Raw genomic sequence first — 24,715 nt, 5'->3', positions numbered from 1 at the left:
ACGGTCCCTGACGAGCCGGCCCGCACGGATTCAGACCGTGATGTCCTTCGCCGTGAACCGCGCCCAGGCCGCCGAGCCGAACACCGCCGCGTACACCGCCTGCAGACCGAGGTTCTTGGCCATCTCGTCCCAGTAGACCGGCTCGCGCAGCAGGTCCGTGAAGGACAGCCAGTAGTGCGGGAAGAGATACGGGTGGATCCCTGCCGGCTGCGGCATCGTGTCCAGGATCTGCACGGTGATCAGCACGCCCACGGTGGCGGCCATCGCCGCGATCCCGCTGTTGGTGAGTGTCGAGACGAACAGCCCCAGCGCCGCGAACCCGGTCAGGGAAGCCGCCACCACCACCGCGATCAGTCCGGCCCGCAGGAGTCCCTCCCCGAAGCCGATCCGGGTCCCCGAGATGGTGGTGACCTCGCCGACGGGGAAGAGCAGCGCCCCCACCGCGAGCGCCGAGACCGCCACGACCAGTGTCGCCACCAGGCAGAACACCAGCACGGACGCGTACTTCACGAGCAGCAGCCTGGTGCGGCCCGCCGGGGCGACCAGGAGGTAGCGCAGGGTTCCGCCGCTCGCCTCACCGGCGACGGAGTCGCCCGCGACGACGCCGACGGCCATCGGGAGGAAGACGGGAAGCGTCGCGGAGAGCGCGGCGAAGACCAGGAAGAGGCCGTTGTGGGTGATCTGGGCGAGGAACGCGGGGCCGCCTCCCCCGCCTGGTCCGGCCGTCGAGCCGTCGCCCGTCTCGATCCGCACGGCGATCCCGACGAGCACGGGCACGGCGGCCAGCACCCCGAGCAGGGCCAGGGTGCGTCCCCGGCGGAGCGTGGTGGTCAGTTCGGAGCGGAGGATCCCGAGCGTCCACCGCGCACGGCGCGGTACGCGGGGCGCTGCCGCCGCGACGGATTCAGCCTGCGACATCGAATCCCTCCCCGGTGAGTGCGACGAAGGCGTCCTCCAGCGAGGCCCGTTCGACGCCGAAGGCGCGTACGCGGACTCCGCCGCGCACCAGGGCCGCGTTGAGGTCGGCGAGCTCCACCCCGCCCGGCGGCGCGTCGGCGCTCACCCGGTCCCCGTCGGTCATCAGACCGGTCGCCCCGTGCTCACCGAGGATGCGGGCGGCGGTGCCGGGGTCGGGTGTGGTGACGGCGAGCCGGCCGCGGGTGCCCGCCGCGAGGTCCGCGACCGGGCCCTGGGTGAGGAGCCGGCCGCGCGCCATCACCGCGGCGTGGGTGCAGACCTGTTCGATCTCGTCGAGCAGGTGGGAGGAGAGGAACACGGTCGTCCCCTCGGCCGCGAGCTCCCGGATCAGGGAGCGGATCTCGCGCATGCCCTGCGGGTCGAGGCCGTTGGTCGGCTCGTCCAGGACGAGCAGTCTGCGCGGCCGGAGGAGCGCGGCGGCGAGACCGAGGCGTTGTTTCATGCCCAGCGAGTACGCCTTGGCCTTCTTGCCCGCCGCGGCGGCGAGGCCCACCCGCTCCAGGGCGCTGTCGACGCGTGCGCGGCGGGTGCGCGGATCGGCCGCCGCGTCGGCCGAGTCGTAGCGCACGAGGTTGTCCCGGCCGGTCAGGAACCCGTAGGGGGCGGGGCCTTCGATCAGCGCGCCGACGTGCGGGAGGACCGTGCGGACGGCGGAGGGCATCGGACTGCCGAGGACGCGTGCGGTGCCGGCCGTCGGGTCGATGAGGCCCAGAAGCATCCGGATGGTGGTGGTCTTGCCCGAACCGTTGGGGCCGAGGAAACCGAAGACGCTGCCGCCGGGGACGCTCAGGTCGAGCCCGTCGACGGCCAACTGGCCGCCGCGGTAGCGCTTGGTGAGGCCACGGGTCTCGATCGCGGCCGCGCCCGGTGCCCCTTCGGGTCCCGCCTTCCGGGTCCCGGCCACTGTGTCGGTCATGGGCACTCGTCCTCTCCCGGCCGTGTACGCGACGCCCCGCCGTACGGAGGGTACGGCGGGGCGGTGTGCACGGCGTGTACTACTTGGCGGTGTCGGCGGCCTTCACCAGCGCGTCCTTGGTGACCGCACCGATGTAGACCTTGCCGTCGTCCGTCATCAGCGCGTTGACCAGGCGGGTCTTGAAGACCGTGCCCGAGCCGAAGTCGCCGGTGACCTTGTCGCCGAGGGCGTCCAGGAACTGCTGCGCCTCGGCGGGCACATCGCCGGAGCCCTCCGCGGGGAGCCCCGAGCCGCCCGGCACGTCGATCTCGGCGATCGTCGTCCAGCCCTCGCCGATGACGTTGAGGCCCTGGAAGTCCTCCAGCGCGGAGAGGTCCTGCTGCGCCTTGTCCGTGGCTCCGTCCTTCTTCGCCTCGGCCTCCAGCTCGTCGGCCTCGGTCACCTTCGCGCCCTTGGGCGGGGTGAAGGAGAAGGACGACGTGTCGGGCCTGGAGAAGTCGACCTTGGTGAAGCCCGCGTCGACGACGGCCTTGCCGCCGCCGCTCGGGGCCAGGGTGAACTTCAGCGGCACACCGTTCTCGGCGTCCACCGCGACCCGGATCGAGCCGACCGTGGAACCGGACTGCTTGGGCTTGATCAGCAGCTGGTACGCGTCGCGTCCGGCCACCTGCGCCGTGCCGTCGACCGTGACGGACGTGGTGTCGCCCGCCAGGGCGAGCGCCTGCTCGGCCAGCTCCTTCGGCGTGGTCGGTACGCCCTCGGGCGCCGTGCGCTCCTTGGCCTTGCCGCCCTTCGGCGCGGCCTCGTCGGACTGCGCGTGGTACGCCTCGTTGCTCGCGCTGTCGTACGCCCAGACCTCGTCGCCGTTGTGGATCAGGCTGTACTCGGAGCCTTCGCCGAGGATCGACAGGCGCTGCTTGTCGGGGCCGTCGGCCGCCACGCGGAGCGTGTGCGTACCGGAGGTGAGCTCCATCAGCTTGGCGTCGGGTGCGGCGCTCGACGTGCTGTCGCTCGCCCCGGCGCCGGGTACGAGGGAGTCCGTGAGCCCGCCGAAGGACGGGATGCCGAGGTCGGTGCTGATCTTCACCGTGCCGGAGAGCTGCTGCTCGTCCGATGCGGCGATCTTCTCGATGAGTTCCTGCGCCGTGATCTTCGGCAGCTGGGGGTCGCCGGAGTCGGCGAGCGCCGGGACGAGTCCGATCGTCGCCGCCGCCACCCCCGCCACCGCGACGGGGACGATGTAGCGCGCCGCCTTGCGACGGACCACGGCCGTGGCCTCGCCGGTGGTCTCTGCGCTGTGGTTCGGTGCCATGTGTGCCCTACCTCCGTGGTCGGCGGCTGCCATCCCGTTGCACTCGTCCACTCCCTGCCGCCATTCTCACCCGATGTGGTCAGGAGTGGTTGTTCTCCATCTGACCAAATCGAACGGCTTCAGGCGTCAGCCCGCGGGAGCAACTGCGCCTACCCCTCCGGTATGACACGGAGGGGCGGGGAGCCGGTCATCCAGTAGGGGACGGCGGTTTCGCGGTGTCGGCCGTCCACCACGGGCCGGCCGGACGGGCGTCAGCCCGCGCGGTGCACCACGGCGTCGCACAGCTCTTCGAGCGCGGCCTTCGCGTAGCACTCGGGCAGCGGAGCCAGGGTCGCCCGCGCCTCCTGCGCGTAGCGGATGGTGTCCTGCCGCGCCTGCTCCAGCGCCGGGTGGACGCGCAGCCTGCGCAGCACCTCCGCGAGCCGGTCGTCGTCGCCGAGGTCGCCGTCCAGGAGCTCGACGAGCTCCAGGTCGTCCGGCGCGCCCCCGGCTTCCGCGAGCGCGCGGAGACGGAGGACCGGCAGCGTGGGGATGCCCTCGCGCAGGTCGGTGCCGGGTGTCTTGCCGGACTCGTGGGAGTCGGAGGCGATGTCGAGCACGTCGTCGGCGAGCTGGAAGGCGATGCCGAGCCGCTCCCCGTACTGGGTGAGGATGTCGACGACGGGCTCGTCGGCGCCGGCCATCAGGGCGCCGAAGCGTCCGGAGACGGCGACCAGTGAGCCGGTCTTGCCGCCGAGCACGTCCATGTAGTGGTCAACCGGGTCGCGGCCGTCGCGCGGGCCCGCGGTCTCCAGGATCTGGCCGGTGACCAGGCGTTCGAACGCCTCGGCCTGGATGCGTACGGCCTCGGGGCCGAGGTCGGCCAGGATGTGCGAGGCGCGGGCGAAGAGGAAGTCACCCGTCAGGACGGCGACGGAGTTGCCCCAGCGGGTGTTCGCGCTGTCCACCCCGCGGCGTACGTCCGCCTCGTCCATCACGTCGTCGTGGTACAGCGTGGCCAGGTGCGTCAGCTCGACGACCACGGCCGAGGGGACGACTCCCGGGGCGTCGGGGTCGCCGAACTGGGCCGCCAGCATCACCAGCAGCGGACGGAACCGCTTGCCCCCCGCGCTGACGAGGTGCTGGGCGGCCTCCGTGATGAACGGGACCTCGCTTTTCGTGGCGTCCAGCAGCCCCGCCTCGACAGCGGCCAAGCCGGCCTGGACATCGGCCTCAAGCGCCTGGTCCCGCACGCGCAGTCCGAACGGCCCGACGACGGTCACGAGGGGATCTCCTGTCTGCTGACGATCACACGGAATGTCGATGTGTCGTTGTCCTCACGTGAGTCAGCGTATCCGGTCCGGTTTGGATCACCGTGGGCGCCTTCCCGCCACCGCCGATATGTTCGGGATCAGCTCATACGATCAGGAGTTGCCGCTTTGTCCCCTGCCACGTCCGCCACCGAGCCGGCCGGCCCGCCTCCCGGCGACGACCATGCCTTCTTCGGCCAGCCACGGGGCCTGATGACCCTGTCCGGCCTGGAGGTCCGGGAGCGGTTCTCGTTCCTCGGGATGCAGGCCATCCTGGTCCTCTTCTTCGCCGACACGGTCGCGAACGGCGGCATGGGCCCGCGCCAGCCGCACTCCTCGAACAAGATCGCGATCGGGGTGATCCTCGGCGGTCTGTCCTTCCTCCTGATGGTCATCCCGACCTCCGGGCACGCCGACGACACCTACCGGATGGCCGCCTGGTGGATCGTCGGCTCCTACCTGCTCCTCGGGCTCGGAGACATCCTGCTGGAGACCTCCGGCATGTCCGCCACCACGAAGCTCGCGCCCAGGGCGTTCGCCAGCCAGACGATGGCCCTGTGGTTCCTGTCCCTGGCCCTCGCCAACGGCATCCAGGCACAGATCGTGAAGCTGTACGGCGAGGTCCCCAACCCCGCCTACTTCGGTGTCAATGGCGCCATCGCGGTGGCGGCCGGTGTGGCCGTCATCGCCGCCGCTCCCTGGCTCAAGCGCACCATGCACCCCGTCCACTGAGGTATCGCCATGCAGATCCGCACCGAGTTCCCGTACGAGACGACCCACGAGGACCTCTACATCCCCCTCGCGGACGGCACCCAGCTGTACGCCCGGATCTGGCGGCCGGTCACCGACGAACCGGTGCCCGCGCTGCTGGAGTACCTGCCGTACCGGCTGAGCGACTGGACGGCGCCGCGCGACTGGCAGCGCCACCCCTGGTACGCGGGCCACGGCTACGCCTCCGTGCGGGTCGATGTGCGCGGGCACGGCAACAGCGAGGGCATGCCGGGCGACGAGTACGACGCGACGGAGCTCGCGGACGGGGTCGCCGTGGTGCACTGGCTCGCCCAGCAGGAGTGGTGCTCGGGCCGGGTCGGCATGTTCGGCATCTCGTGGGGCGGCTTCAACTCGCTCCAGATCGCCGCCCTGGCCCCGGAGCCGCTGAAGGCGATCGTCACCGTCTGCTCGGCCGACGACCGCTACGACAACGACGTCCACTACATGGGCGGCTCCGTCCTCGCGGTCGACATGCACGCCTGGGCCTCCACCATGCTGGCCTTCGTCTCCCGCCCGCCGGACCCGGCGGACGTCGGCGACGACTGGAAGGACATGTGGCTGGAGCGGCTCGAAGCCGTCGATCCGTTCATCCACACGTGGCTGTCGCACCAGACCCGTGACGACTACTGGAAGCACGGCAGCGTCTGCGAGGACTACGGCGCCGTCAAGGCGAACGTCCTGGCGGTCGGCGGCTGGCACGACCCGTACCGCGACACCGTCCTGCGGCTCGTCGAGCACCTGGACCCCGGGCAGGTGCGCGGGCTGATCGGGCCCTGGTCGCACCAGTACCCGGACCGGGGGCTGCCCCCGGGTCCCGCGATCGGCTTCCTCCAGGAGACGCTGCGCTGGTGGGACCAGCACCTCAAGAACAAGGACACCGGGGTGATGAACGAGCCCCTGCTGCGGTCCTGGATCAGCGGCTCGCACCGTCCCGCCACGGTCTACGAGACGCTGCCCGGCCGCTGGGTCGGTGACGCGCAGTGGCCGTCGCAGAACGTCGCGCCGGTGGCGTACGCCCTCCAGGGCGGTCCGCAGATCGTCCGCTCGCCGCAGCAGACGGGGCTGGACGCGGGCCGCTTCTTCCCGTTCGGCAACGACGCCGATCTGCCCCCGGACCAGCGTGACGAGGACGCCAGGTCGGTGTGCTTCGAGTTCCCCGTCGCCGACGCCCCGATCGAGATCCTCGGCAGGCCCCGGGTGAAGCTCCGCATCCGGATGGACGTGCCGCGCGGCCAGGCGATCGCCCGGCTGTGCGACGTGTCCCCGGACGGTGCCTCGACCCTGGTGACCCGGGGCGTCCTGAACCTGTCGGCGCGGCACGGCCGGGACCGGTCGGAGGACTGGCCGGTCGGGGAGACCGAGGACGTGACGTTCGAGCTGAACGGCATCGGGCACACCTTCCCGCCCGGCCACCGGATCAGGCTCGCCGTCTCGTCCTCGTACTGGCCCTGGATCTGGCCGCAGGCCGGCTCGGACGGCTTCACGCTCGACGCGGACGGCAGCCTCGTCGAACTCCCGGTGCGCCGGCACACGGAGGACCCGGCGATCACCTTCGGCGAACCCGAGCAGTCGGAGCCGCTCGGGGTGGTCTTCCCGGTCACACTCGACGAGCAGCGCCCGGAGCGTCTCGTGGTCCGCGACGTCGCCAAGGGCGAATGGCGCCTGGAGGTCGACCCGCGTTACGGCGGTACGCGGGTCTACCCGGACGGGCTCGAATTCACCGAGGACGCCGTGGAGACCTACACGATCCAGGAGGACGACCCGCTGTCGGCGCGGGCCCGCTCCGACTGGACGATCCGGCTGCACCGGCCGGAGATGTCCTGGGACGTGCGGGTGGAGACGCGTTCGGAACTGTCCGCGGACGCCGACGACTTCATCACGTCCAACGAGGTCGTGTGCAAGGACGGCGACGAGATCGTCTTCCACCGGACCTGGGAGAAGAGGATCCCGCGGACGGCCGGGTGACGGGCCCGGGCAAGGGGAATACGGCGTACCTTTCCGGGCATTACGCATGCTTGAGGCACTGCCGCGGGGTGGCGCCGCCGACGTAACGTGTCCCTCAAGCGACCTGGAAAGCGAGGCAGCAACAGATGCCCGAGCAGAGCAGCCCGCTCGATCTGGCCGAGGGCGACCCCTTCGGTCCGCACCACCTTCCGTACGGTGTGTTCTCCACCCCCGAGCACCCGGACGACCGCAGGGTCGGTGTCCGCGTCGGCAGCCATGTGCTGGACGCCGGAGCCGCGGCGCACGCGCTCGGTTCTCCCTACGCCCAACTGCTGGCGCAGCCCGACCTGACGGCGCTCCTGGCCGCCGGCCGGACCGCCTGGCGGGACGTGCGGCGGGCGCTCACCGCGTGGGTGACCGTCCCGGCGCACCGCGCGGACATAGAGCCCCTGCTGCACCCGGTCGACGCGGTGACGCTGCACCTGCCGTACCCGGTCGCGGACTACGTCGACTTCTACGCCAGTGAGCACCACGCCACCAACGTCGGACGGATCTTCCGGCCGGACGGTGCCGCGCTCACCCCCAACTGGAAGCACCTGCCCATCGGTTACCACGGACGGGCGGGCACGGTCGTCGTCTCCGGCACGGACGTGGTGCGCCCGTCCGGGCAGCGCAAGGCTCCCACCGACCCGGCCCCCGTCTTCGGGCCCTCGGTGAAGCTGGACATCGAGGCCGAGGTCGGCTTCGTCGTCGGTGTCCCGTCGCGGCAGGGCTCCCCCGTCGCGCTCGCCGACTTCCGTGAGCACGTCTTCGGCCTGTGCCTGCTGAACGACTGGTCGGCCCGGGACATCCAGGCCTGGGAGTACGTGCCGCTCGGCCCGTTCCTCGGCAAGTCCTTCGCCACCTCCGTATCGGCGTGGGTGACCCCGCTGGAGGCCCTGGACGCGGCCCGTACGGCACCGCCCGTCCGGGACGTCGAGCCGCTCCCCTATCTGGACGACGCGGACGACGAGGAGCCCGGCGGTTTCGACATCCGGATCTCGGTCGCGATCAACGGGCAGGTGGTCTCCGAGCCCCCGTTCTCCTCCATGTACTGGACGGCTGCCCAGCAGTTGGCGCAGATGACGGTGAACGGCGCCTCGCTGCGCACGGGCGACCTGTACGGCTCCGGCACGGTCAGTGGCGCGGAGCCCGGCGAGCGCGGCTCCCTGCTCGAACTCACCTGGAACGGCCGCGATCCGCTGGACCTGCCCGAGGGCAGGCGGACGTTCCTGGAGGACGGCGACACGGTGACGCTGTCCGCCTGGACACCCGGGCCGCACGGGACGCGGGTCGGGCTCGGTGAGGTCACGGGACGGATCGTGCCCGCGCCGTGACCGGCCGGCCGACGCTTCCGGAGGAGCTGCTGCTGCTCGCCCTGGACCCGGTGCGGGGATAGCTCCTGTGCCGGGGCCGGCATCTGGAGTGAGGCACGGCCGGGGCCGTCCTGGCCGAGCTGGAGCTCCGGGGGCGGATCACCGAGGAGCGCGGCCGGGTGCGCGTGGTGAATCCGCTGGATCCGCCCTACCCGCTCCTCGCGGTGTTCCTGCGCAGCCTGCCGCCTCCGGGCAAGCGCCGGTTCGGCTCGGGCGTGTCCGCCGGGCGCTGGATCCGCCGGCCCGGACGGCATGCCGAGGACCTCTGCATGGACGCTCTGATGAAGCACGGCACCCTGCTCAGGGGGACTCGCCGCGTCCTCGGCCTGCTGCCGTACCACTGCCGTCTCCCGGGCCCCGACGGCCTCTCGGCGCACATACGGGGTCGTACGGCCGCAGTCGGCGCCGCCCGAACTGGAGGTCGTGCGCGAGTTCACCATCGACATCGACCGCTACAACCGGCCCGAACCCGACGTCATCGTCGTCGACGGCGAGATCCTCCAGAACCCGGACCAGACCCGCTTCCCCGCCGAATCCGTCCAGCTGGCCATCGAGGTCGTCTCGCCGGAGTCACGCTCACGGGACCGGGAGACAGACCGGGAGACCAAGCCGGTGAAGTACGCCCGGGTGAAGATCCCGCACTTCTGGAGGGTGGAGAACCACGACGGCCGTGCCGTGGTCTACGTCTTCGAGCTGGAGCCGGCCACCGGGGCCTACACCTCCACCGGGATCTTCCACGACCGGATGAAGGTCTCCGTCCCCTTCGAGGTCGATCTCGACCTCACAGCCATCACCCCGCGCCGCCGGGCGACGCCGGAGTAGACCCGTCGCCGCCCGTCACGCGCTCACTCGAACTCGGGCGGTTCCTCGTCCCAGCCGAAGTGCGTGTCCGTGTCCTGCTCCGCCCGTGCGGCCCGCGCCGGTCGGGCCGGCTCGGCGGTCCGGGCGGCTTCCTGCCTCGGCGGGACCACGGCGGGCCGGGACGCCGGTTCCTGCGGGACGGGGGCAGGGTCCGCGTCGGAGGTGCCCGGCACCGCGTCTCCCAGGCCGGCCAGCACCTCCAGGACGCCCTCGCCGTACGTCGCCAGCTTCTTCTCGCCCAGGCCGCTGATCCCGCCCAGCTCCGCGAGCGAACCGGGGCGCAGGGCGGCGATCTCCCGCAGCGTCGCGTCGTGGAAGATCACGTACGCCGGGAGGCCCAGCTCCTTCGCCTGGGCACCGCGCCAGGTGCGCAGCGCCTCGAAGACCGGGACGGCCTCCGCCGGGAGGTCGGCCACTGCGGCGGCCGACTTGCCCTTGCGCTCGCCCCTCGCCGACTTGGCCGTCGGCCTCTTCGGCTCCTTGCGCAGCAGTACCTCGCGCTCCCGGCCGAGCACGGAACCGCTCTCCTCGGTCAGCACGAGCGTGCCGTACTCCCCCTCGACCGCGAGCAGTCCCTGGGCCAGCAGCTGGCGCACCACGCCGCGCCATTCCGCCTCGGCCAGCTCCTCGCCGATGCCGAACACCGACAGCTGGTCGTGGTCGAACTGGATGATCTTCGCGGTCTTGCGGCCCAGCAGGATGTCGATGATCTGGCCGGCCCCGAACTTCTGCCCGCGCTCCCGCTTCAGCCGGACGACGGTGGACAGCAGCTTCTGCGCGACCACCGTGCCGTCCCAGGTCTCGGGCGGGGTGAGGCAGGTGTCGCAGTTGCCGCAGGTCTCCGCGCCGGGCTCCTGACCGAAGTACGTCAGGAGCTGGGCGCGGCGGCACTGGACGGTCTCGCAGAGCGCCAGCATCGAGTCGAGGTGCGAGGCGGCCCGGCGCCGGAACGCCTCGTCGCCCTCGCCGCCCTGGATCAGCTTGCGCTGCTGGACGACGTCCTGGAGTCCGTACGCCATCCAGGCCGTGGAGGGCGCACCGTCACGGCCCGCGCGGCCGGTCTCCTGGTAGTAGCCCTCGACGGACTTCGGCAGGTCGAGGTGGGCGACGAAGCGCACGTCGGGCTTGTCGATGCCCATGCCGAACGCGATGGTCGCGACGACGACCAGGCCCTCCTCGCGCAGGAAGCGCGACTGGTGCAAGGCGCGCGTCGCCGCGTCCAGGCCCGCGTGGTACGGCACGGCCTCGATGCCGTTGCGGCTGAGGTACTCGGCGGTCTTCTCCGTCGAATTGCGGGAGAGGCAGTAGACGATGCCGGCGTCCCCCGCGTGCTCCTCCTTGAGGAAGGTGAGGAGCTGCTTCTTCGGGTCGGACTTCCCCACGACGCGGTACTGGATGTTGGGCCGGTCGAAGCTGGCCACGAAGTGCCTGGCCTCGGGCATGCCCAGGCGCTGGGTGATCTCCTGGTGCGTGGCGTCGGTCGCCGTGGCCGTGAGCGCGATCCGGGGTACGTCGGGCCAGCGCTCGCCCAGGACGGACAGCGCCAGGTAGTCGGGGCGGAAGTCGTGGCCCCACTGCGCGACGCAGTGCGCCTCGTCGATCGCGAAGACGGAGATCTCGCCGCGGGCGAGCAGCGCGAGGGTGGAGTCCAGGCGCAGGCGCTCCGGCGCCAGGTACAGCAGGTCGAGCTCGCCCGCCACGAACTGGGCCTCCATCGAGCGACGCTCGTCGAAGTCCTGCGTGGAGTTCATGAAACCGGCCCGGACACCGAGCGCCCGCAGGGCGTCGACCTGGTCCTGCATGAGCGCGATCAGCGGGGAGATCACGATGCCGGTGCCCGGCCTGACCAGGGCGGGGATCTGGTAGCAGAGGGACTTGCCGCCGCCGGTGGGCATGAGCACGACGGCGTCGCCGCCGGCGACCACGTGCTCGATCACCGCGCCCTGCTCGCCGCGGAACGCCTCGTACCCGAACACCCGGTGCAGCGTCTGCTGCGCGGCGCTCTCGGTCGTCACACTCATCGTTCCCGTCCGCCCGTCCGTACCGTCCGTGTCGCTGTCCAACCGTCCACAGCAACCATAGGCGCCGCGTACGACAACGCCGGACGGGCTTGACTTCCAGGGCCCGTCCGGCGTCTTCGTGGTGCCGGCGTGCGTTACCGCACGAACACTCCCGCCTGGTTCGCCAGGTCCAGGAAGTACTGCGGGGCCAGGCCCAGCACCAGGGTGACCGCGACACCGACCGCGATCGTGGTCATCGTCAGCGGGGACGGGACGGCGACCGTGGGGCCGTCCGCCTTCGGCTCGCTGAAGAACATCAGGACGATGACGCGGATGTAGAAGAACGCGGCGATGGCCGACGAGATCACACCGACCACGACCAGGCCACCCGCACCGCTGTCCGCCGCCGCCTTGAAGACGGCGAACTTGCCGGAGAAGCCCGAGGTGAGCGGGATGCCGGCGAAGGACAGCAGGAACACGGCGAAGACGGCCGCCGTGAGCGGGGAGCGCCGGCCGAGCCCGGCCCACTTCGACAGGTGCGTCGCCTCGCCGCCCGCGTCGCGCACCAGGGTGACGACGGCGAAGGCGCCGACGGTCACGAAGGAGTACACGCCCAGGTAGAAGAGGACGGACGAGACGCCATCCGGGCTGGCCGCGATGACACCCGCGAGGATGAAGCCCGCGTGCGCGATCGAGGAGTAGGCCAGCAGCCGCTTGATGTCGGTCTGGGTGATCGCGACGATCGCCCCGCCCAGCATCGTGACGATCGCGACGCCCCACATGACCGGCCGCAGGTCCCAGGTGAGGCCCGGCAGCACCACGTACAGCAGGCGCAGCAGCGCGCCGAACGCGGCGACCTTCGTGGCCGCGGCCATGAAGCCGGTGACCGGGGTGGGTGCGCCCTGGTAGACGTCCGGGGTCCACATGTGGAACGGGACCGCGCCGACCTTGAAGAGCAGGCCCATGAGGATCATCGCGCCGCCGATCAGCAGCAGCGCGTCGTTGCCCATGGTGCCGGCGAGGGCCGGGTCGATCTCCTGGACGGTGCCGTCGACGACGTTCGCGATCCCGGCGTACGAGACGGTGCCCGCGTAGCCGTAGAGCAGGGCGATACCGAAGAGCAGGAACGCCGAGGAGAAGGCGCCGAGGAGGAAGTACTTCACCGCGGCCTCCTGCGACATCAGCCGCTTGCGGCGGGCTACGGCGCACAGGAGGTAGAGCGGGAGGGAGAAGACCTCCAGCGCGATGAAGAGCGTCAGCAGGTCGTTGGCGGCCGGGAAGACGAGCATGCCCGCCACGGAGAAGAGGACCAGCGGGAAGACCTCGGTCGTGGTGAAGCCGGCCTTGACGGCCGCCTTCTCGCTGTCGCTGCCGGGGACCGCACCTGCCTGGGCGGCGAAGGAGTCCACGCGGTTGCCGTGCGCGGCCGGGTCCAGGCGCCGTTCGGCGAACGTGAACACGGAGACGACGGAGACGAGCAGGATGGTGCCCTGCAGGAACAGGGCGGGTCCGTCGACGGCGACGGCGCCCATCGCGGCGATCTGCGCGTTCTTCCCGGCGTACCCGCCGGCCGCCAGCGCCACGACCGCGGCGAACGCGGCGGCGAGCGCGACGACCGTCAGATACACCTGCGTGGTGTACCGGGCCCGGCGCGGGACGAACGCCTCCACCAGGATGCCGAGGACGGCGGCGCCGATCACGATCAGGACGGGCGCCAGTTGGGCGTACTCGATGGTCGGCGCGGTGAACTTGTCGCCCGGTGCGGCCGTCGTCACCTCGCCCGCCCTCGTCCACAGGCTGTGGACAGCTGTTGCGCTCACTTGGCGGCCTCCACCTCGGGCTGGGGGTCCTTCTTCTGTACGTCGTGCATGGTGTGCTGCACCGCCGGGTTGACGACATCCGTGAGCGGCTTCGGGAAGACACCCAGGAAGATCAGCAGGGCGATCAGCGGGAGGGCCACCGCCAGCTCACGGATCTTGAGGTCGGGCATGCCCCCGATCCCCTCCCTGACCGGTCCGGTCATCGTCCGCTGGTAGAGGACGAGGACGTAGAGCGCGGCGAGCACGATGCCGAGGGTGGCGATGACGCCGGCCACCGGATACGCGCTGAACGCGCCGACCAGGACCAGGAACTCACTGACGAACGGGGCGAGGCCGGGCAGTGAGAGCGTGGCCAGACCGCCGATCAGGAACGTCCCCGCCAGCACCGGCGCCACCTTCTGCACCCCGCCGTAGTCGGCGATGAGGCGCGAGCCGCGCCGGGTGATCAGGAATCCGGCGACCAGCATCAGCGCGGCCGTCGAGAGCCCGTGGTTGACCATGTAGAGCGTGGCACCCGACTGGCCCTGGCTGGTCATCGCGAAGATGCCGAGCACGATGAAGCCGAAGTGCGAGATCGACGCGTAGGCGATGAGCCGCTTGATGTCGCGCTGGCCTACGGCGAGCAGTGCCCCGTAGATGATGGAGATCAGCGCCAGGACGAGGATCACCGGCGTGGCCCACTTGCTGGCCTCCGGGAACAGCTGGAGGCAGAAGCGGAGCATCGCGAAGGTGCCGACCTTGTCGACGACCGCGGTGATCAGGACGGCGACCGGAGTGGTCGCCTCCCCCATCGCGTTGGGCAGCCAGGTGTGCAGCGGCCACAGCGGGGCCTTCACCGCGAAGGCGAAGAAGAACCCGAGGAACAGCCACCGTTCGGTGCTGCTCGCCATCTCCAGTGAGCCGTTGGCCCGGGCCTCGGCGATCTCGGAGAGCGAGAAGCTGCCCGCGACCACGTAGAGCCCGATGACGGCGGCCAGCATGATGAGCCCGCCGGCCAGGTTGTAGAGGAGGAACTTCACGGCCGCGTAGCTGCGCTGGGCCGCCGCGTTCTCGTCGGTGCCCGCGTGCGCCCGGTCCCCGAAGCCGCCGATGAGGAAGTACATCGGGATGAGCATGGCTTCGAAGAGGATGTAGAAGAGGAAGACGTCGGTGGCCTCGAAGGAGAGGATCACCATCGCTTCGACCATCAGGATCAGCGCGAAGAAGCCCTGGGTGGGCCGCCACCGGGAGGAGTTCGTCTCCAGGGGGTCGGCGTCGTGCCAGCCGGCCAGGATGACGAAGGGGATCAGCAGCGCGGTGAGCGCGAGGAGCGCCACCCCGATGCCGTCGACCCCCAGCTCGTACCGCACGCCGAAGTCCTTGATCCAGGCGTGCGATTCGGTCAGCTGGTAGCGGTCGCCGCCGGGTTCGAAGCGGGCGAACACGATGCCCGCGAGGACGAGCGTGCCGAGCGAGACGATCAGCGCGAGCCATTTGGCCGCGGTGCGCTGTGCGGCGGGGACGGCGGCGGTGGCGATCGCGCCGATCGCCGGGAGCGCCGCCGTCGCTGTCAGGAGGGGAAAGGACATGTGATCAGACCGCCCTCATCAGCAGGGTTGCGGCGATGAGGACCGCCGCACCGCCGAACATCGAGACCGCGTAGGAGCGGGCATAGCCGTTCTGCAGCTTGCGCAGCCGGCCGGAGAGCCCGCCCATCGAGGCGGCCGTGCCGTTGACGACGCCGTCGACCAGGGTGTGGTCGACGTAGACCAGGGAGCGGGTGAGGTGTTCGCCGCCGCGGACCAGGACCACGTGGTTGAAGTCGTCCTGGAGGAGGTCACGGCGGGCGGCCCTGGTGAGCAGCGAGCCGCGCGGGGCGACGACGGGGACGGGCTTGCGCCCGTACATGGACCAGGCGACGGCGACACCGATGACGAGCACCACCATGGTGGCGGCGGTGACGGTGGTCGCGCTGACCGGGGCGTGTCCGTGGTCGTGTCCGGTGACGGGCTCCAGCCAGTGCATGAACCGGTCACCGATGGAGAAGAAGCCTCCGGCGAAGACCGACCCGAAGGCCAGCACGATCATCGGGATCGTCATCGACTTCGGTGACTCGTGCGGGTGCGGCTCGTGGCCCTCCGCGTCCGGCTGCCAGCGCTTCTCGCCGAAGAACGTCAGCAGCATCACGCGCGTCATGTAGAACGCGGTGATCGCGGCGCCCAGCAGGGTGACGGAGCCGAGGACCCAGCCCTCGGTGCCGCCCTTGGCGAAGGCCGCCTCGATGATCATGTCCTTGGAGAAGAAGCCGGACAGACCCGGGAAGCCGATGATCGCGAGGTAGCCGAGGCCGAAGGTGACGAAGGTGACCGGCATGAACTTCCGCAGGCCGCCGTACTTCCGCATGTCGACCTCGTCGTTCATGCCGTGCATGACCGAACCGGCGCCGAGGAAGAGACCGGCCTTGAAGAAGCCGTGCGTCACCAGGTGCATGATCGCGAAGACGTAGCCGATGGGGCCGAGGCCCGCGGCCAGGATCATGTAGCCGATCTGCGACATCGTCGACCCGGCGAGGGCCTTCTTGATGTCGTCCTTCGCGCAACCGACGATCGCACCGAAGAGGAGCGTGACCGCACCGACGACCACGACGACCAGCTGCGCGTCGGGCGCGCCGTTGAAGATCGCGCCGGAGCGGACGATGAGGTAGACGCCCGCGGTCACCATGGTGGCGGCGTGGATGAGGGCCGAGACCGGGGTCGGGCCCTCCATCGCGTCACCGAGCCAGGACTGCAGCGGCACCTGGGCCGACTTGCCGCAGGCCGCGAGGAGCAGCATCAGGCCGATCGCCGTGAGCTTGCCCTCGCTCGTGTCCCCGGTCGCCTCGAACACCGGGCCGAAGGCGAAGGTGCCGAAGGTGGTGAACATCAGCATGATCGCGATGGACAGGCCCATGTCGCCGACCCGGTTGACCAGGAAGGCCTTCTTCGCGGCGGTGGCCGCGCTGGGCTTGTGCTGCCAGAAGCCGATGAGCAGGTACGACGCCAGACCGACGCCCTCCCACCCGACGTACAGCAGCAGGTAGTTGTCCGCGATGACCAGGACGAGCATCGCCGCGAGGAACAGGTTCAGATAGCCGAAGAAGCGGCGTCGGCGCTCGTCGTGCTCCATGTAGCCGATCGAGTAGATGTGGATCAGCGTGCCCACACCCGTGATCAGCAGGACGAACGTCATCGACAGCTGGTCGAGCTGGAAGGCCACATCGGCCTGGAATCCCTCGACGGGAATCCAGCTGTACAGCTTCTGGTGCAGCGTGCGGTCGTCCGCGCCCCTGCCCAGCATGTCGACGAACAGCACGACACCGACGACGAAGGACGCGGCGGCGAACAGGGTGCCGATCCAGTGGCCGGCCCGGTCGAGCCGGCGGCCACCGCACAGCAGGACCACCGCTCCGAGCAGGGGCGCCGCTACCAGCAGCGCAATCAGGTTTTCCACGATTCCGACCCCTTACAGCTTCATCAGGCTGGCGTCGTCGACCGAGGCCGAGTGGCGGGAGCGGAACAGCGACACGATGATCGCGAGCCCGATGACGACCTCCGCGGCGGCGACGACCATCGTGAAGAAGGCGATGATCTGGCCGTCGAGGTTGCCGTGCATCCGGGAGAACGCGACGAGCGTGAGGTTGCAGGCGTTGAGCATCAGCTCGATGCACATGAACACCACGATCGCGTTCCGCCTGATCAGCACACCGGAGGCGCCGATCGTGAACAAAAGGGCCGCGAGGTAGAGGTAGTTGACCGGATTCACTTGGCGACCTCCTCCCCTTCTTCTGCGAGGTCCGTCTTCGCGCTGCCGTTCTTCGCGAGGCCGTTGTTCGCGCTGCCGTTCTTCGCGCTGCCGTTGTTCTGCTTCGGGAGGGCGTTGTCCGGGCGGTCACGGCCCAGCCGCTCCCCGGAGCGCTGTTCCAGCGCCCTGAGGTCGGCGAGCGACTCGTCGGACACGTCCCGGACCTGGCCGCGCCGGCGCAGCGTCTGCATGACGGTGAGCTCGGACGCGGTGCCGTCCGGGAGCAGTCCGGCGATGTCCACGGCGTTGTGCCGTGCGTAGACACCGGGGGCGGGCAGCGGCGGCACGTGGCTGCTGCGCACCCGCTCCTGCGACATCTCCCGCTGTGTCTTGGCGCGTTCGGTGCGCTCGCGGTGCGTGAGCAGCATCGCGCCGACGGTGGCCGTGATGAGCAGGGCGCCCGTGATCTCGAACGCGAAGACGTACTTGGTGAAGATCAGGTTGGCCAGGCCCTCGACGTTGCCGCCGTGCACGGCGTTCGCCGCGCCCAGGCCGTTGAAGGTGCTCAGCGAGGCCTGGCCGATGCCGGCGATCAGGAGGATGCCGAAGCCGAGGCCGCAGGCGGCGGCCAGCCAGCGCTGGCCCTTGAGGGTCTCCTTGAGGGAGTCCGCCGCGGTGACGCCGACGAGCATGACCACGAAGAGGAAAAGCATCATGATCGCGCCGGTGTAGACGACGATCTGGACGATGCCGAGGAAGTAGGCGCCGTTGGCGAGGTAGAAGACCGCCAGCACGATCATGGTGCCGGCGAGCGACAGTGCGCTGTGCACCGCCTTCTTCATCAGGACCGTGGCGAGCGCGCCGATCACGGCGACGGTGCCGAGCAGCCAGAACTGGACGGCTTCGCCGGTCGAGGTGAGCGTGGCCGCTGCGGCCAGACCGGAGGTCATGCGTCCACCTCCTTGTCCGACTCGCCCTTGGACACGGCCGTCTGGCGCTCCGTACCGGGCGCGGCCTCGGTGACCAGGCCCCGGTAGTAGTCCTGTTCGTCCATGCCCGGGAAGATCGCGTGCGGGCTGTCGACCATGCCTTCCTCCAGCCCCGCGAGCAGCTCGTCCTTGGTGTAGATCAGGCTCTCGCGGGTGGTGTTGGCGAGCTCGAAGTCGTTCGTCATGGTCAGTGCCCGGGTGGGGCACGCCTCGATGCAGAGCCCGCACAGGATGCAGCGCGCGTAGTTGATCTGGTAGACGCGGCCGTAGCGCTCCCCCGGGGAGTAGCGCTCCTCGTCGGTGTTGTCCGCGCCCTCCACGTAGATGGCGTCCGCCGGGCACGCCCAGGCGCACAGCTCGCAGCCGATGCACTTCTCCAGGCCGTCCGGATGACGGTTGAGCTGGTGCCGGCCGTGGAAGCGCGGCGCCGTCACCTTCTGCGTCTCCGGGTACTGCTCGGTCAGCCGCTTCTTGAACATGGCCTTGAAGGTCACGCCGAAGCCGGCCACGGGATTGAGGAACTTCTCCCCTGAGGGCTCTGTGGGCTCCGAGGGCTCAGACACCGTCAGCCTCCTTTCCGTCACTCGACTCGTCACTCTGAGTATCCGGCCCGCCACTGACAACGAGCTCCCGCTCGCGTCGTGGCCTGCGGCGCGGCACCGGCGGCAGGGTCTGGCCCGGCAGCGGTGGCACCGGGAATCCGCCCGCCATCGGATCGAACGCCGGCTCGGGTCCGGCCTCCGCCTCGACGGCCTTGGCCTTCCGGTCCCGGAAGATGTCGGCGACGAAGGAGATCAGCAGGATCGCGATGACGGCCCCGGCGACGTACAGCACGATCTTCGAGAAGTCGTACCCCTCGTTGCGCAGCGCCCTGACCGTGGCGACCAGCATCAGCCAGACCACGGAGACCGGGATCAGGACCTTCCAGCCGAGCTTCATCAGCTGGTCGTAGCGGACCCTGGGCAGGGTGCCGCGCAGCCAGATGAAGAAGAACAGCAGCAGCTGGACCTTGATGACGAACCAGAGCATCGGCCACCAGCCGTGGTTCGCGCCCTCCCAGAAGGTGCTGATCGGGTACGGAGCCCGCCAGCCTCCCAGGAACAGGGTCACGGAGACCGCGGAGACGGTGACCATGTTGACGTACTCGGCGAGCATGAACATCGCGAACTTGATCGAGGAGTACTCGGTGTTGAAGCCGCCGACCAGGTCGCCCTCGGACTCCGGCATGTCGAACGGGGCCCGGTTGGTCTCCCCGACCATCGTGACGACGTAGATGATGAAGGAGACCGGCAGCAGGATGATGAACCAGCGGTCCTCCTGCGCCTCCACGATCTTCGAGGTCGACATCGACCCGGAGTAGAGGAACACCGAGGCGAACGCGGCACCCATGGCGATCTCGTAGCTGATCATCTGGGCGCACGAGCGCAGACCGCCCAGGAGCGGGTACGTCGATCCGGAGGACCAGCCGGCCAGCACGATGCCGTAGATGCCGACGGAGGCGATCGCGAGGATGTACAGCATCGCGATCGGCAGGTCGGTCAGCTGCATCGTCGTGCGCTGGCCGAAGATCGAGACCTCGTTGCCGGACGGGCCGAAGGGGATCACCGCGATCGCCATGAAGGCGGGGGCCGCGGCGATGATCGGCGCCAGGACGTAGACGACCTTGTCGGCCCGCTTGACGACGACGTCTTCCTTCAGCATCAGCTTGATGCCGTCGGCGAGCGACTGGAGCATGCCCCAGGGGCCGTGCCGGTTCGGGCCGATGCGCAGCTGCATCCAGGCGACGACCTTGCGCTCCCACACGATGGAGAAGAGCACGGTCACCATCAGGAACGCGAAGCAGAACACCGCCTTGACGGCGACGAGCCACCAGGGGTCGGTGCCGAACATCGAGAGATCCTCGGCGGCGAGGACGGCACTGTGCGGTGCCGTCGCGAGTGGGACGAGGCCAGTCACGCCCGTACCTCCGATGCGACGTCGTGGGATCCGGGGGCCGCGGGGCCGATCCGGACCAGCGCGCCGGGGGCCGCTCCCGTGTCGGCCGGGACGCCCCGGCCCACGGAGTTGAGCGGCACCCACACGACGCGGTCCGGCATGTCGGTGACCGCCAGCGGGAGTTCGGTGGTGCCGGCGGGGCCGGTGACGGCAAGGAGGTCGCCGTCCTTCACCCCGGCCTCGGCCGCCGTGGTGGCGGACAGCCGGGCGACGGCCGCGTGCCGGGTGCCGGCCAGTGCCTCGTCGCCCTCCTGCAGCCGGCCGCGGTCGAGCAGCATCCGGTGGCCCGCGAGGACCGCCTCGCCGTCTCCGGCCCGGGGCACCGGCCGGGACGTCGCCCGCGGGTCCTCGGCGTGGGTGCCCTGCCAGCCGCCGAGCCGGTCCAGCTCGCGGCGGGCCGCCCGCAGGTCGGGCAGGGCGAGGTGCACGTCCAGCGCGTCGGCCAGCATGTGCAGCACCCGTGCGTCGGTCGGGCAGAGCGTGCGCGGCAGCTGCTCGGGCTTGAGCGCGGCCTCGAACATCCGCGCCCTGCCTTCCCAGTTGAGGAAGGTGCCGGGCTTCTCCGCGACGGCGGCGACGGGCAGGACGACGTCGGCGCGCTCGGTGACGGCGCCGGGGCGCAGTTCCAGCGAGACCAGGAAGCCGACCTCGTCGAGCGCCTGGACGGCGCGGGCCGGGTCGGGCAGGTCCTCGGGGTCGACGCCCGCGACGAGCAGCGCGGCCAGCTCGCCGGTGGCCGCGGCCTCCACGATCTGGCCGGTGTCGCGGCCGAAGCGGGACGGGAGTTCGGCGACGCCCCAGACGGACGCCACCTCCTCCCTGGCCCGCGGGTCGGTGGCCGGACGGCCGCCGGGCAGCAGCGACGGGAGCGCGCCCGCCTCCAGGGCGCCGCGCTCACCGGCCCGCCGCGGGATCCACACGAGGGTGGCTCCGGTCGCGGCGGCGGTCCGTACGACGGCGGTGAGCGCGCCGGGAACTCCGGCGAGCCGTTCGCCGACGACGATCAGGGCGCCCTCGCCGCGCAGCGCCTCGGCCGCCACGGCTCCTTCGCCCTCCAGACCGACTCCGCCCGCGAGGGCGTCCAGCCACTCGGTCTCGGTGCCGGGCGCGGCGGGAAGCAGTGTGCCGCCCGCCTTCTCCAGGCCCCGGCTGGTGTGCGAGGCGAGCGCGAACGTCCGCTGCCCGTGCTTGCGGTGGGCCTTGCGCAGCCGCAGGAAGACGCCGGGCGCCTCCTCCTCGGACTCGAAGCCCGCCAGCAGGACCGCCGGGGCCTTCTCCAGCGAGGTGTACGTGACCCCGCCGCCGTCCAGGTCGCGTCCGCGTCCGGCCACCCGGGCGGCCAGGAAGTCGGCTTCCTCGCCGCTGTGGATCCGGGCGCGGAAGTCGATGTCGTTGGTGCCGAGGGCGATCCGCGCGAACTTGCTGTACGCGTAGGCGTCCTCGACGGTGAGCCGGCCGCCGGTGAGGACACCGGCCCTGCCGCGGGCGGCCGAGAGACCGGTTGCCGCTGCCGCCAGTGCCTCGGGCCAGCTCGCCGGTTCGAGCACCCCGTCCGCGTTGCGTACGAGCGGAGTGGTGAGCCGGTCGCGCTGCTGGGCGTAGCGGAAGCCGAAGCGGCCCTTGTCGCAGAGCCACTCCTCGTTGACCTCGGGGTCGTTGGAGGCGAGCCGCCGCATGACCTTGCCGCGCCGGTGGTCGGTGCGGGTCGCGCAGCCGCCCGCGCAGTGCTCGCACACCGACGGCGTCGACACCAGGTCGAAGGGCCGGGAGCGGAAGCGGTACGCCGCCGAGGTGAGCGCTCCGACCGGGCAGATCTGGATGGTGTTGCCGGAGAAGTACGACTCGAAGGGGTCGCCCTGACCGGTGCCGACCTGCTGGAGGGCGCCGCGCTCGATGAGTTCGATCATCGGGTCGCCGGCCACCTGGTTGGAGAACCGGGTGCAGCGTGCGCAGAGCACGCACCGCTCGCGGTCCAGCAGCACCTGGGTGGAGATCGGGACGGGCTTCTCGAAGGTGCGCTTCTTCCCGTCGAAGCGGGAGTCGGCGCCGCCGTGCGACATCGCCTGGTTCTGCAGGGGGCACTCGCCGCCCTTGTCGCAGACCGGGCAGTCCAGCGGGTGGTTGATGAGCAGGAGCTCCATCACCCCCTTCTGGGCCTTCTCCGCGACGGGCGAGGTGATCTGCGACTTCACGACCATGCCGTCGGTGCACGTGATGGTGCAGGACGCCATCGGCTTGCGCTGGCCCTCGACCTCGACGATGCACTGCCGGCAGGCACCGGCCGGGTCGAGGAGCGGGTGGTCGCAGAAGCGCGGGATCTCGATGCCGAGGAGTTCGGCGGCGCGGATGACCAGGGTGCCCTTGGGGACACTGATCTCGATGCCGTCGATGGTCAGCGTGACCAGGTCCTCGGGCGGGATGGCCGCCTCGCCGCCCCCGGAGGGCGCACTCGTGGTGACTGTCATGCGTTCACCCCCCGGTGAGCGTTCTTGTCGTCTTTGTCGTCGGCCCAGACGGTCGACCTGGCGGGATCGAAGGGGCAGCCCTTGCCCGTGATGTGCTGCTCGTACTCCTCGCGGAAGTACTTCAGCGAGGAGAAGATCGGCGAGGCGGCGCCGTCACCGAGGGCGCAGAAGGACTTGCCGTTGATGTTGTCGGCGATGTCGTTCAGCTTGTCGAGGTCGGCCATCTCGCCCTTGCCGGCCTCGATGTCGCGGAGCAGCTGGACGAGCCAGTAGGTGCCCTCACGGCATGGCGTGCACTTGCCGCAGGACTCGTGGGCGTAGAACTCGGTCCAGCGGGTGACGGCCCGCACCACGCAGGTGGTCTCGTCGAAGCACTGCAGCGCCTTGGTGCCGAGCATGGATCCGGCGGCGCCGACGCCCTCGTAGTCCAGCGGGACGTCGAGGTGCTCCTCGGTGAACATCGGGGTGGAGGAGCCGCCGGGGGTCCAGAACTTGAGGCGGTGGCCCGCCCGGATGCCGCCGCTCATGTCGAGCAGCTGGCGCAGGGTGATGCCGAGCGGGGCCTCGTACTGGCCGGGGCTGGTGACGTGCCCGCTGAGCGAATACAGCGTGAAGCCCGGGGACTTCTCGCTGCCCATCGACTTGAACCAGTCCTTGCCCTTGTTCAGGATCGCGGGAACCGAGGCGATGGACTCGACGTTGTTCACCACAGTGGGGCAGGCGTACAGACCGGCGACCGCGGGGAAGGGGGGACGCAGCCGGGGCTGGCCGCGGCGTCCTTCGAGCGAGTCGAGCAGCGCGGTCTCCTCACCGCAGATGTACGCACCGGCACCGGCGTGCACGGTGAGTTCCAGGTCGAGCCCGGGGCCGAGGGCGTCCTTCCCCAGGTACCCGGCCTCGTACGCCTCGCGCACGGCCTCGTGCAGCCGCCGCAGTACGGGGACGACTTCGCCGCGCAGATAGATGAAGGCGTGGGACGAGCGGATCGCGTAGCAGGCGATCACGATGCCCTCGATGAGGCTGTGCGGGTTCGCGAAGAGGAGCGGGATGTCCTTGCAGGTACCCGGCTCCGACTCGTCGGCGTTGACGACCAGGTAGTGCGGCTTGCCGTCGCCCTGCGGGATGAACTGCCATTTCATCCCGGTGGGGAAGCCGGCGCCACCACGTCCGCGCAGACCGGAGTCCTTGACGTACGCGATGAGGTCGTCCGGCGACATGGCCAGCGCCTTGCGCAGTCCCTCGTAGCCGTCGTGGCGACGGTAGGTGTCCAGCGTCCAGGACTCCGGCTCGTCCCAGAAGGCGGAGAGGACGGGGGCCAGGAGCTTCTCCGGGCTGGTCCCGTTGTTGTCGATCTCGGCTGCCAAGGTCATCACTCCCCCTCCTCGGCTGCGGGCCCGGCCGGGTGCTCCGGGTCGGAGGCCGAGGTCTGCTGCGGCGCGTCATGCGAGCTGAGGTGCTCGGCACCCTTCTGCGGACGGTCGCGCGGGGCCTCACCCCGGGGTGCGACCACGCGGGCGTGCGGAACGGCCTCGCCCTTGGCGAGCTTCAGCCCGATCAGGGAGGCGGCGCCCGCGCCGCCGGTGGCCTCGACCGCGCCGGGGCGCTCGTCGGGGAAGCCGGCCAGGATGCGGGCCGTGTCCTTGTACGTGCACAGGGGCGCGCCGCGGGTGGGTTCGACGGTCCGGCCGGCGATCAGGTCGTCGACGAGCCGCGTCGCGCTCTCCGGCGTCTGGTTGTCGAAGAACTCCCAGTTGACCATCACGACGGGCGCGAAGTCGCAGGCCGCGTTGCACTCGATGTGTTCGAGGGTGACCTTGCCGTCCTCGGTCGTCTCGTCGTTGCCGACGCCGAGGTGTTCCTTGAGCCGGTCGAAGATGGCGTCGCCGCCCATGACCGCGCACAGGGTGTTGGTGCAGACCCCGACCTGGTAGTCGCCGCTCGGCCGGCGCCGGTACATCGTGTAGAAGGTGGCGACCGCGGTGACCTCGGCGGTGGTGAGGCCGAGGAGTTCGGCACAGAACGCCATACCCGTGCGGGAGACGTACCCCTCCTCCGACTGCACCAGGTGCAGCAGCGGCAGCAGCGCGGAGCGGCTGCCGGGGTAGCGGGCGATCACCTCCTTCGCGTCCGCTTCGAGCCGGGCGCGTACGTCGGCCGGGTAGGCGGGGGCGGGGAGCTGCGGCATCCCCAGGCTGACTTCT

General features: G+C 70.6%; 17 protein-coding genes and 2 pseudogenes. 4 read left to right on the top strand and 15 right to left on the bottom strand.

From position 1 onward, the window contains the following. Nucleotides 1–30: 30 nt before the first annotated feature. The 4 genes from OG524_RS21500 to OG524_RS21485 form a co-directional block, all read right to left on the bottom strand. Nucleotides 31–918 carry an ABC transporter permease gene (locus OG524_RS21500; protein WP_405389219.1) on the bottom strand — a complete coding sequence of 296 codons (888 nt, stop codon included), beginning with the start codon at nucleotides 916–918 and terminating at the stop codon, nucleotides 31–33. Then, nucleotides 905–1,894, bottom strand: a complete 990-nt coding sequence (locus OG524_RS21495; RefSeq protein ID WP_405811523.1) for an ABC transporter ATP-binding protein — start codon at nucleotides 1,892–1,894, stop codon at nucleotides 905–907. The genes OG524_RS21500 and OG524_RS21495 overlap by 14 nt, the downstream gene beginning before the upstream one ends. Nucleotides 1,895–1,973: 79 nt before the next feature. Next, a complete protein-coding gene (locus OG524_RS21490) occupies nucleotides 1,974–3,206 on the bottom strand; it encodes a LolA family protein (RefSeq protein ID WP_405389221.1) in 1,233 nt (410 codons plus the stop codon). Between the two features lie 251 nt (nucleotides 3,207–3,457). After that, complete coding sequence (locus OG524_RS21485) at nucleotides 3,458–4,468, bottom strand: polyprenyl synthetase family protein (RefSeq protein WP_405389222.1); 1,011 nt, start codon at nucleotides 4,466–4,468, stop codon at nucleotides 3,458–3,460. A 339-nt stretch (nucleotides 4,469–4,807) separates the two neighbouring features. Between OG524_RS21485 and OG524_RS21480 the strand changes: the two are divergent. From OG524_RS21480 to OG524_RS21465, 4 genes and pseudogenes are all read left to right on the top strand, one after another. Then, nucleotides 4,808–5,227, top strand: a pseudogene (locus OG524_RS21480) (MFS transporter); the annotation flags it as partial. A 9-nt stretch (nucleotides 5,228–5,236) separates the two neighbouring features. Next, on the top strand, nucleotides 5,237–7,231 hold the full coding sequence (locus OG524_RS21475) for a CocE/NonD family hydrolase (protein ID WP_405389223.1): 1,995 nt from the start codon (nucleotides 5,237–5,239) through the stop codon (nucleotides 7,229–7,231). 125 nt (nucleotides 7,232–7,356) lie between these two features. Beyond that, nucleotides 7,357–8,586 (top strand): fumarylacetoacetase, encoded by a 1,230-nt coding sequence (gene fahA, locus OG524_RS21470; RefSeq protein ID WP_405811522.1) that lies wholly within the window; start codon nucleotides 7,357–7,359, stop codon nucleotides 8,584–8,586. 441 nt (nucleotides 8,587–9,027) lie between these two features. Further along, a pseudogene (locus OG524_RS21465) lies at nucleotides 9,028–9,447 on the top strand (Uma2 family endonuclease); the annotation flags it as partial. 23 nt (nucleotides 9,448–9,470) lie between these two features. Here OG524_RS21465 and recQ read toward each other — a convergent pair. From recQ to nuoE, 11 genes are all read right to left on the bottom strand, one after another. Then, on the bottom strand, nucleotides 9,471–11,507 hold the full coding sequence (recQ, locus tag OG524_RS21460) for a DNA helicase RecQ (RefSeq protein WP_405389225.1): 2,037 nt from the start codon (nucleotides 11,505–11,507) through the stop codon (nucleotides 9,471–9,473). Between the two features lie 134 nt (nucleotides 11,508–11,641). Beyond that, the gene (gene nuoN, locus OG524_RS21455) at nucleotides 11,642–13,306 is read right to left on the bottom strand and encodes an NADH-quinone oxidoreductase subunit NuoN (protein ID WP_405389227.1); all 1,665 of its coding nucleotides are present in this window, start codon (nucleotides 13,304–13,306) and stop codon (nucleotides 11,642–11,644) included. After that, nucleotides 13,303–14,874 (bottom strand): NADH-quinone oxidoreductase subunit M, encoded by a 1,572-nt coding sequence (locus tag OG524_RS21450; protein ID WP_405389228.1) that lies wholly within the window; start codon nucleotides 14,872–14,874, stop codon nucleotides 13,303–13,305. Before OG524_RS21450 ends, nuoN begins: the two co-directional genes overlap by 4 nt. A 4-nt stretch (nucleotides 14,875–14,878) precedes the next feature. Next, nucleotides 14,879–16,774 (bottom strand): NADH-quinone oxidoreductase subunit L, encoded by a 1,896-nt coding sequence (gene nuoL / locus OG524_RS21445; protein ID WP_405811521.1) that lies wholly within the window; start codon nucleotides 16,772–16,774, stop codon nucleotides 14,879–14,881. Nucleotides 16,775–16,786: 12 nt separating this feature from the next. Continuing rightward, nucleotides 16,787–17,086 carry an NADH-quinone oxidoreductase subunit NuoK gene (gene nuoK / locus OG524_RS21440; RefSeq protein ID WP_099173920.1) on the bottom strand — a complete coding sequence of 100 codons (300 nt, stop codon included), beginning with the start codon at nucleotides 17,084–17,086 and terminating at the stop codon, nucleotides 16,787–16,789. Next, nucleotides 17,083–18,015, bottom strand: a complete 933-nt coding sequence (locus OG524_RS21435; RefSeq protein ID WP_405389230.1) for an NADH-quinone oxidoreductase subunit J — start codon at nucleotides 18,013–18,015, stop codon at nucleotides 17,083–17,085. Before OG524_RS21435 ends, nuoK begins: the two co-directional genes overlap by 4 nt. Beyond that, the gene (nuoI, locus tag OG524_RS21430) at nucleotides 18,012–18,617 is read right to left on the bottom strand and encodes an NADH-quinone oxidoreductase subunit NuoI (protein ID WP_405811520.1); all 606 of its coding nucleotides are present in this window, start codon (nucleotides 18,615–18,617) and stop codon (nucleotides 18,012–18,014) included. Before nuoI ends, OG524_RS21435 begins: the two co-directional genes overlap by 4 nt. Continuing rightward, complete coding sequence (gene nuoH, locus OG524_RS21425; RefSeq protein WP_405389232.1) at nucleotides 18,610–20,010, bottom strand: NADH-quinone oxidoreductase subunit NuoH; 1,401 nt, start codon at nucleotides 20,008–20,010, stop codon at nucleotides 18,610–18,612. The genes nuoI and nuoH overlap by 8 nt, the downstream gene beginning before the upstream one ends. After that, nucleotides 20,007–22,514, bottom strand: coding sequence for an NADH-quinone oxidoreductase subunit G (locus tag OG524_RS21420; protein ID WP_405389233.1), 2,508 nt, complete (start codon nucleotides 22,512–22,514; stop codon nucleotides 20,007–20,009). The genes nuoH and OG524_RS21420 overlap by 4 nt, the downstream gene beginning before the upstream one ends. Further along, nucleotides 22,511–23,884, bottom strand: a complete 1,374-nt coding sequence (nuoF, locus tag OG524_RS21415; RefSeq protein ID WP_405389234.1) for an NADH-quinone oxidoreductase subunit NuoF — start codon at nucleotides 23,882–23,884, stop codon at nucleotides 22,511–22,513. The genes OG524_RS21420 and nuoF overlap by 4 nt, the downstream gene beginning before the upstream one ends. After that, on the bottom strand, nucleotides 23,884–24,699 hold the full coding sequence (gene nuoE, locus OG524_RS21410) for an NADH-quinone oxidoreductase subunit NuoE (protein ID WP_405393133.1): 816 nt from the start codon (nucleotides 24,697–24,699) through the stop codon (nucleotides 23,884–23,886). The genes nuoF and nuoE overlap by 1 nt, the downstream gene beginning before the upstream one ends. Nucleotides 24,700–24,715: the final 16 nt, after the last annotated feature.

It is taken from the genome of Streptomyces sp. NBC_01520, assembly GCF_045040375.1.
Lineage (GTDB): Bacteria > Actinomycetota > Actinomycetes > Streptomycetales > Streptomycetaceae > Streptomyces.
Note: the sequence above shows the minus strand (reverse complement) of the source record. Positions and strands in the feature narration are given on the sequence as shown.

Coding starts and splice junctions, on each gene's coding strand:
- OG524_RS21500 (WP_405389219.1), bottom strand. CDS start 918: ATGTCGCAGGCTGAATCCGTCGCGGCGGCAGCGCCCCGCGTACCGCGC.
- nuoE (WP_405393133.1), bottom strand. CDS start 24,699: ATGCCGCAGCTCCCCGCCCCCGCCTACCCGGCCGACGTACGCGCCCGG.
- nuoF (WP_405389234.1), bottom strand. CDS start 23,884: ATGACCTTGGCAGCCGAGATCGACAACAACGGGACCAGCCCGGAGAAG.
- OG524_RS21420 (WP_405389233.1), bottom strand. CDS start 22,514: ATGACAGTCACCACGAGTGCGCCCTCCGGGGGCGGCGAGGCGGCCATC.
- recQ (WP_405389225.1), bottom strand. CDS start 11,507: ATGAGTGTGACGACCGAGAGCGCCGCGCAGCAGACGCTGCACCGGGTG.
- OG524_RS21450 (WP_405389228.1), bottom strand. CDS start 14,874: ATGTCCTTTCCCCTCCTGACAGCGACGGCGGCGCTCCCGGCGATCGGC.
- OG524_RS21475 (WP_405389223.1), top strand. CDS start 5,237: ATGCAGATCCGCACCGAGTTCCCGTACGAGACGACCCACGAGGACCTC.
- OG524_RS21495 (WP_405811523.1), bottom strand. CDS start 1,894: ATGACCGACACAGTGGCCGGGACCCGGAAGGCGGGACCCGAAGGGGCA.
- fahA (WP_405811522.1), top strand. CDS start 7,357: ATGCCCGAGCAGAGCAGCCCGCTCGATCTGGCCGAGGGCGACCCCTTC.
- OG524_RS21435 (WP_405389230.1), bottom strand. CDS start 18,015: ATGACCTCCGGTCTGGCCGCAGCGGCCACGCTCACCTCGACCGGCGAA.
- OG524_RS21490 (WP_405389221.1), bottom strand. CDS start 3,206: ATGGCACCGAACCACAGCGCAGAGACCACCGGCGAGGCCACGGCCGTG.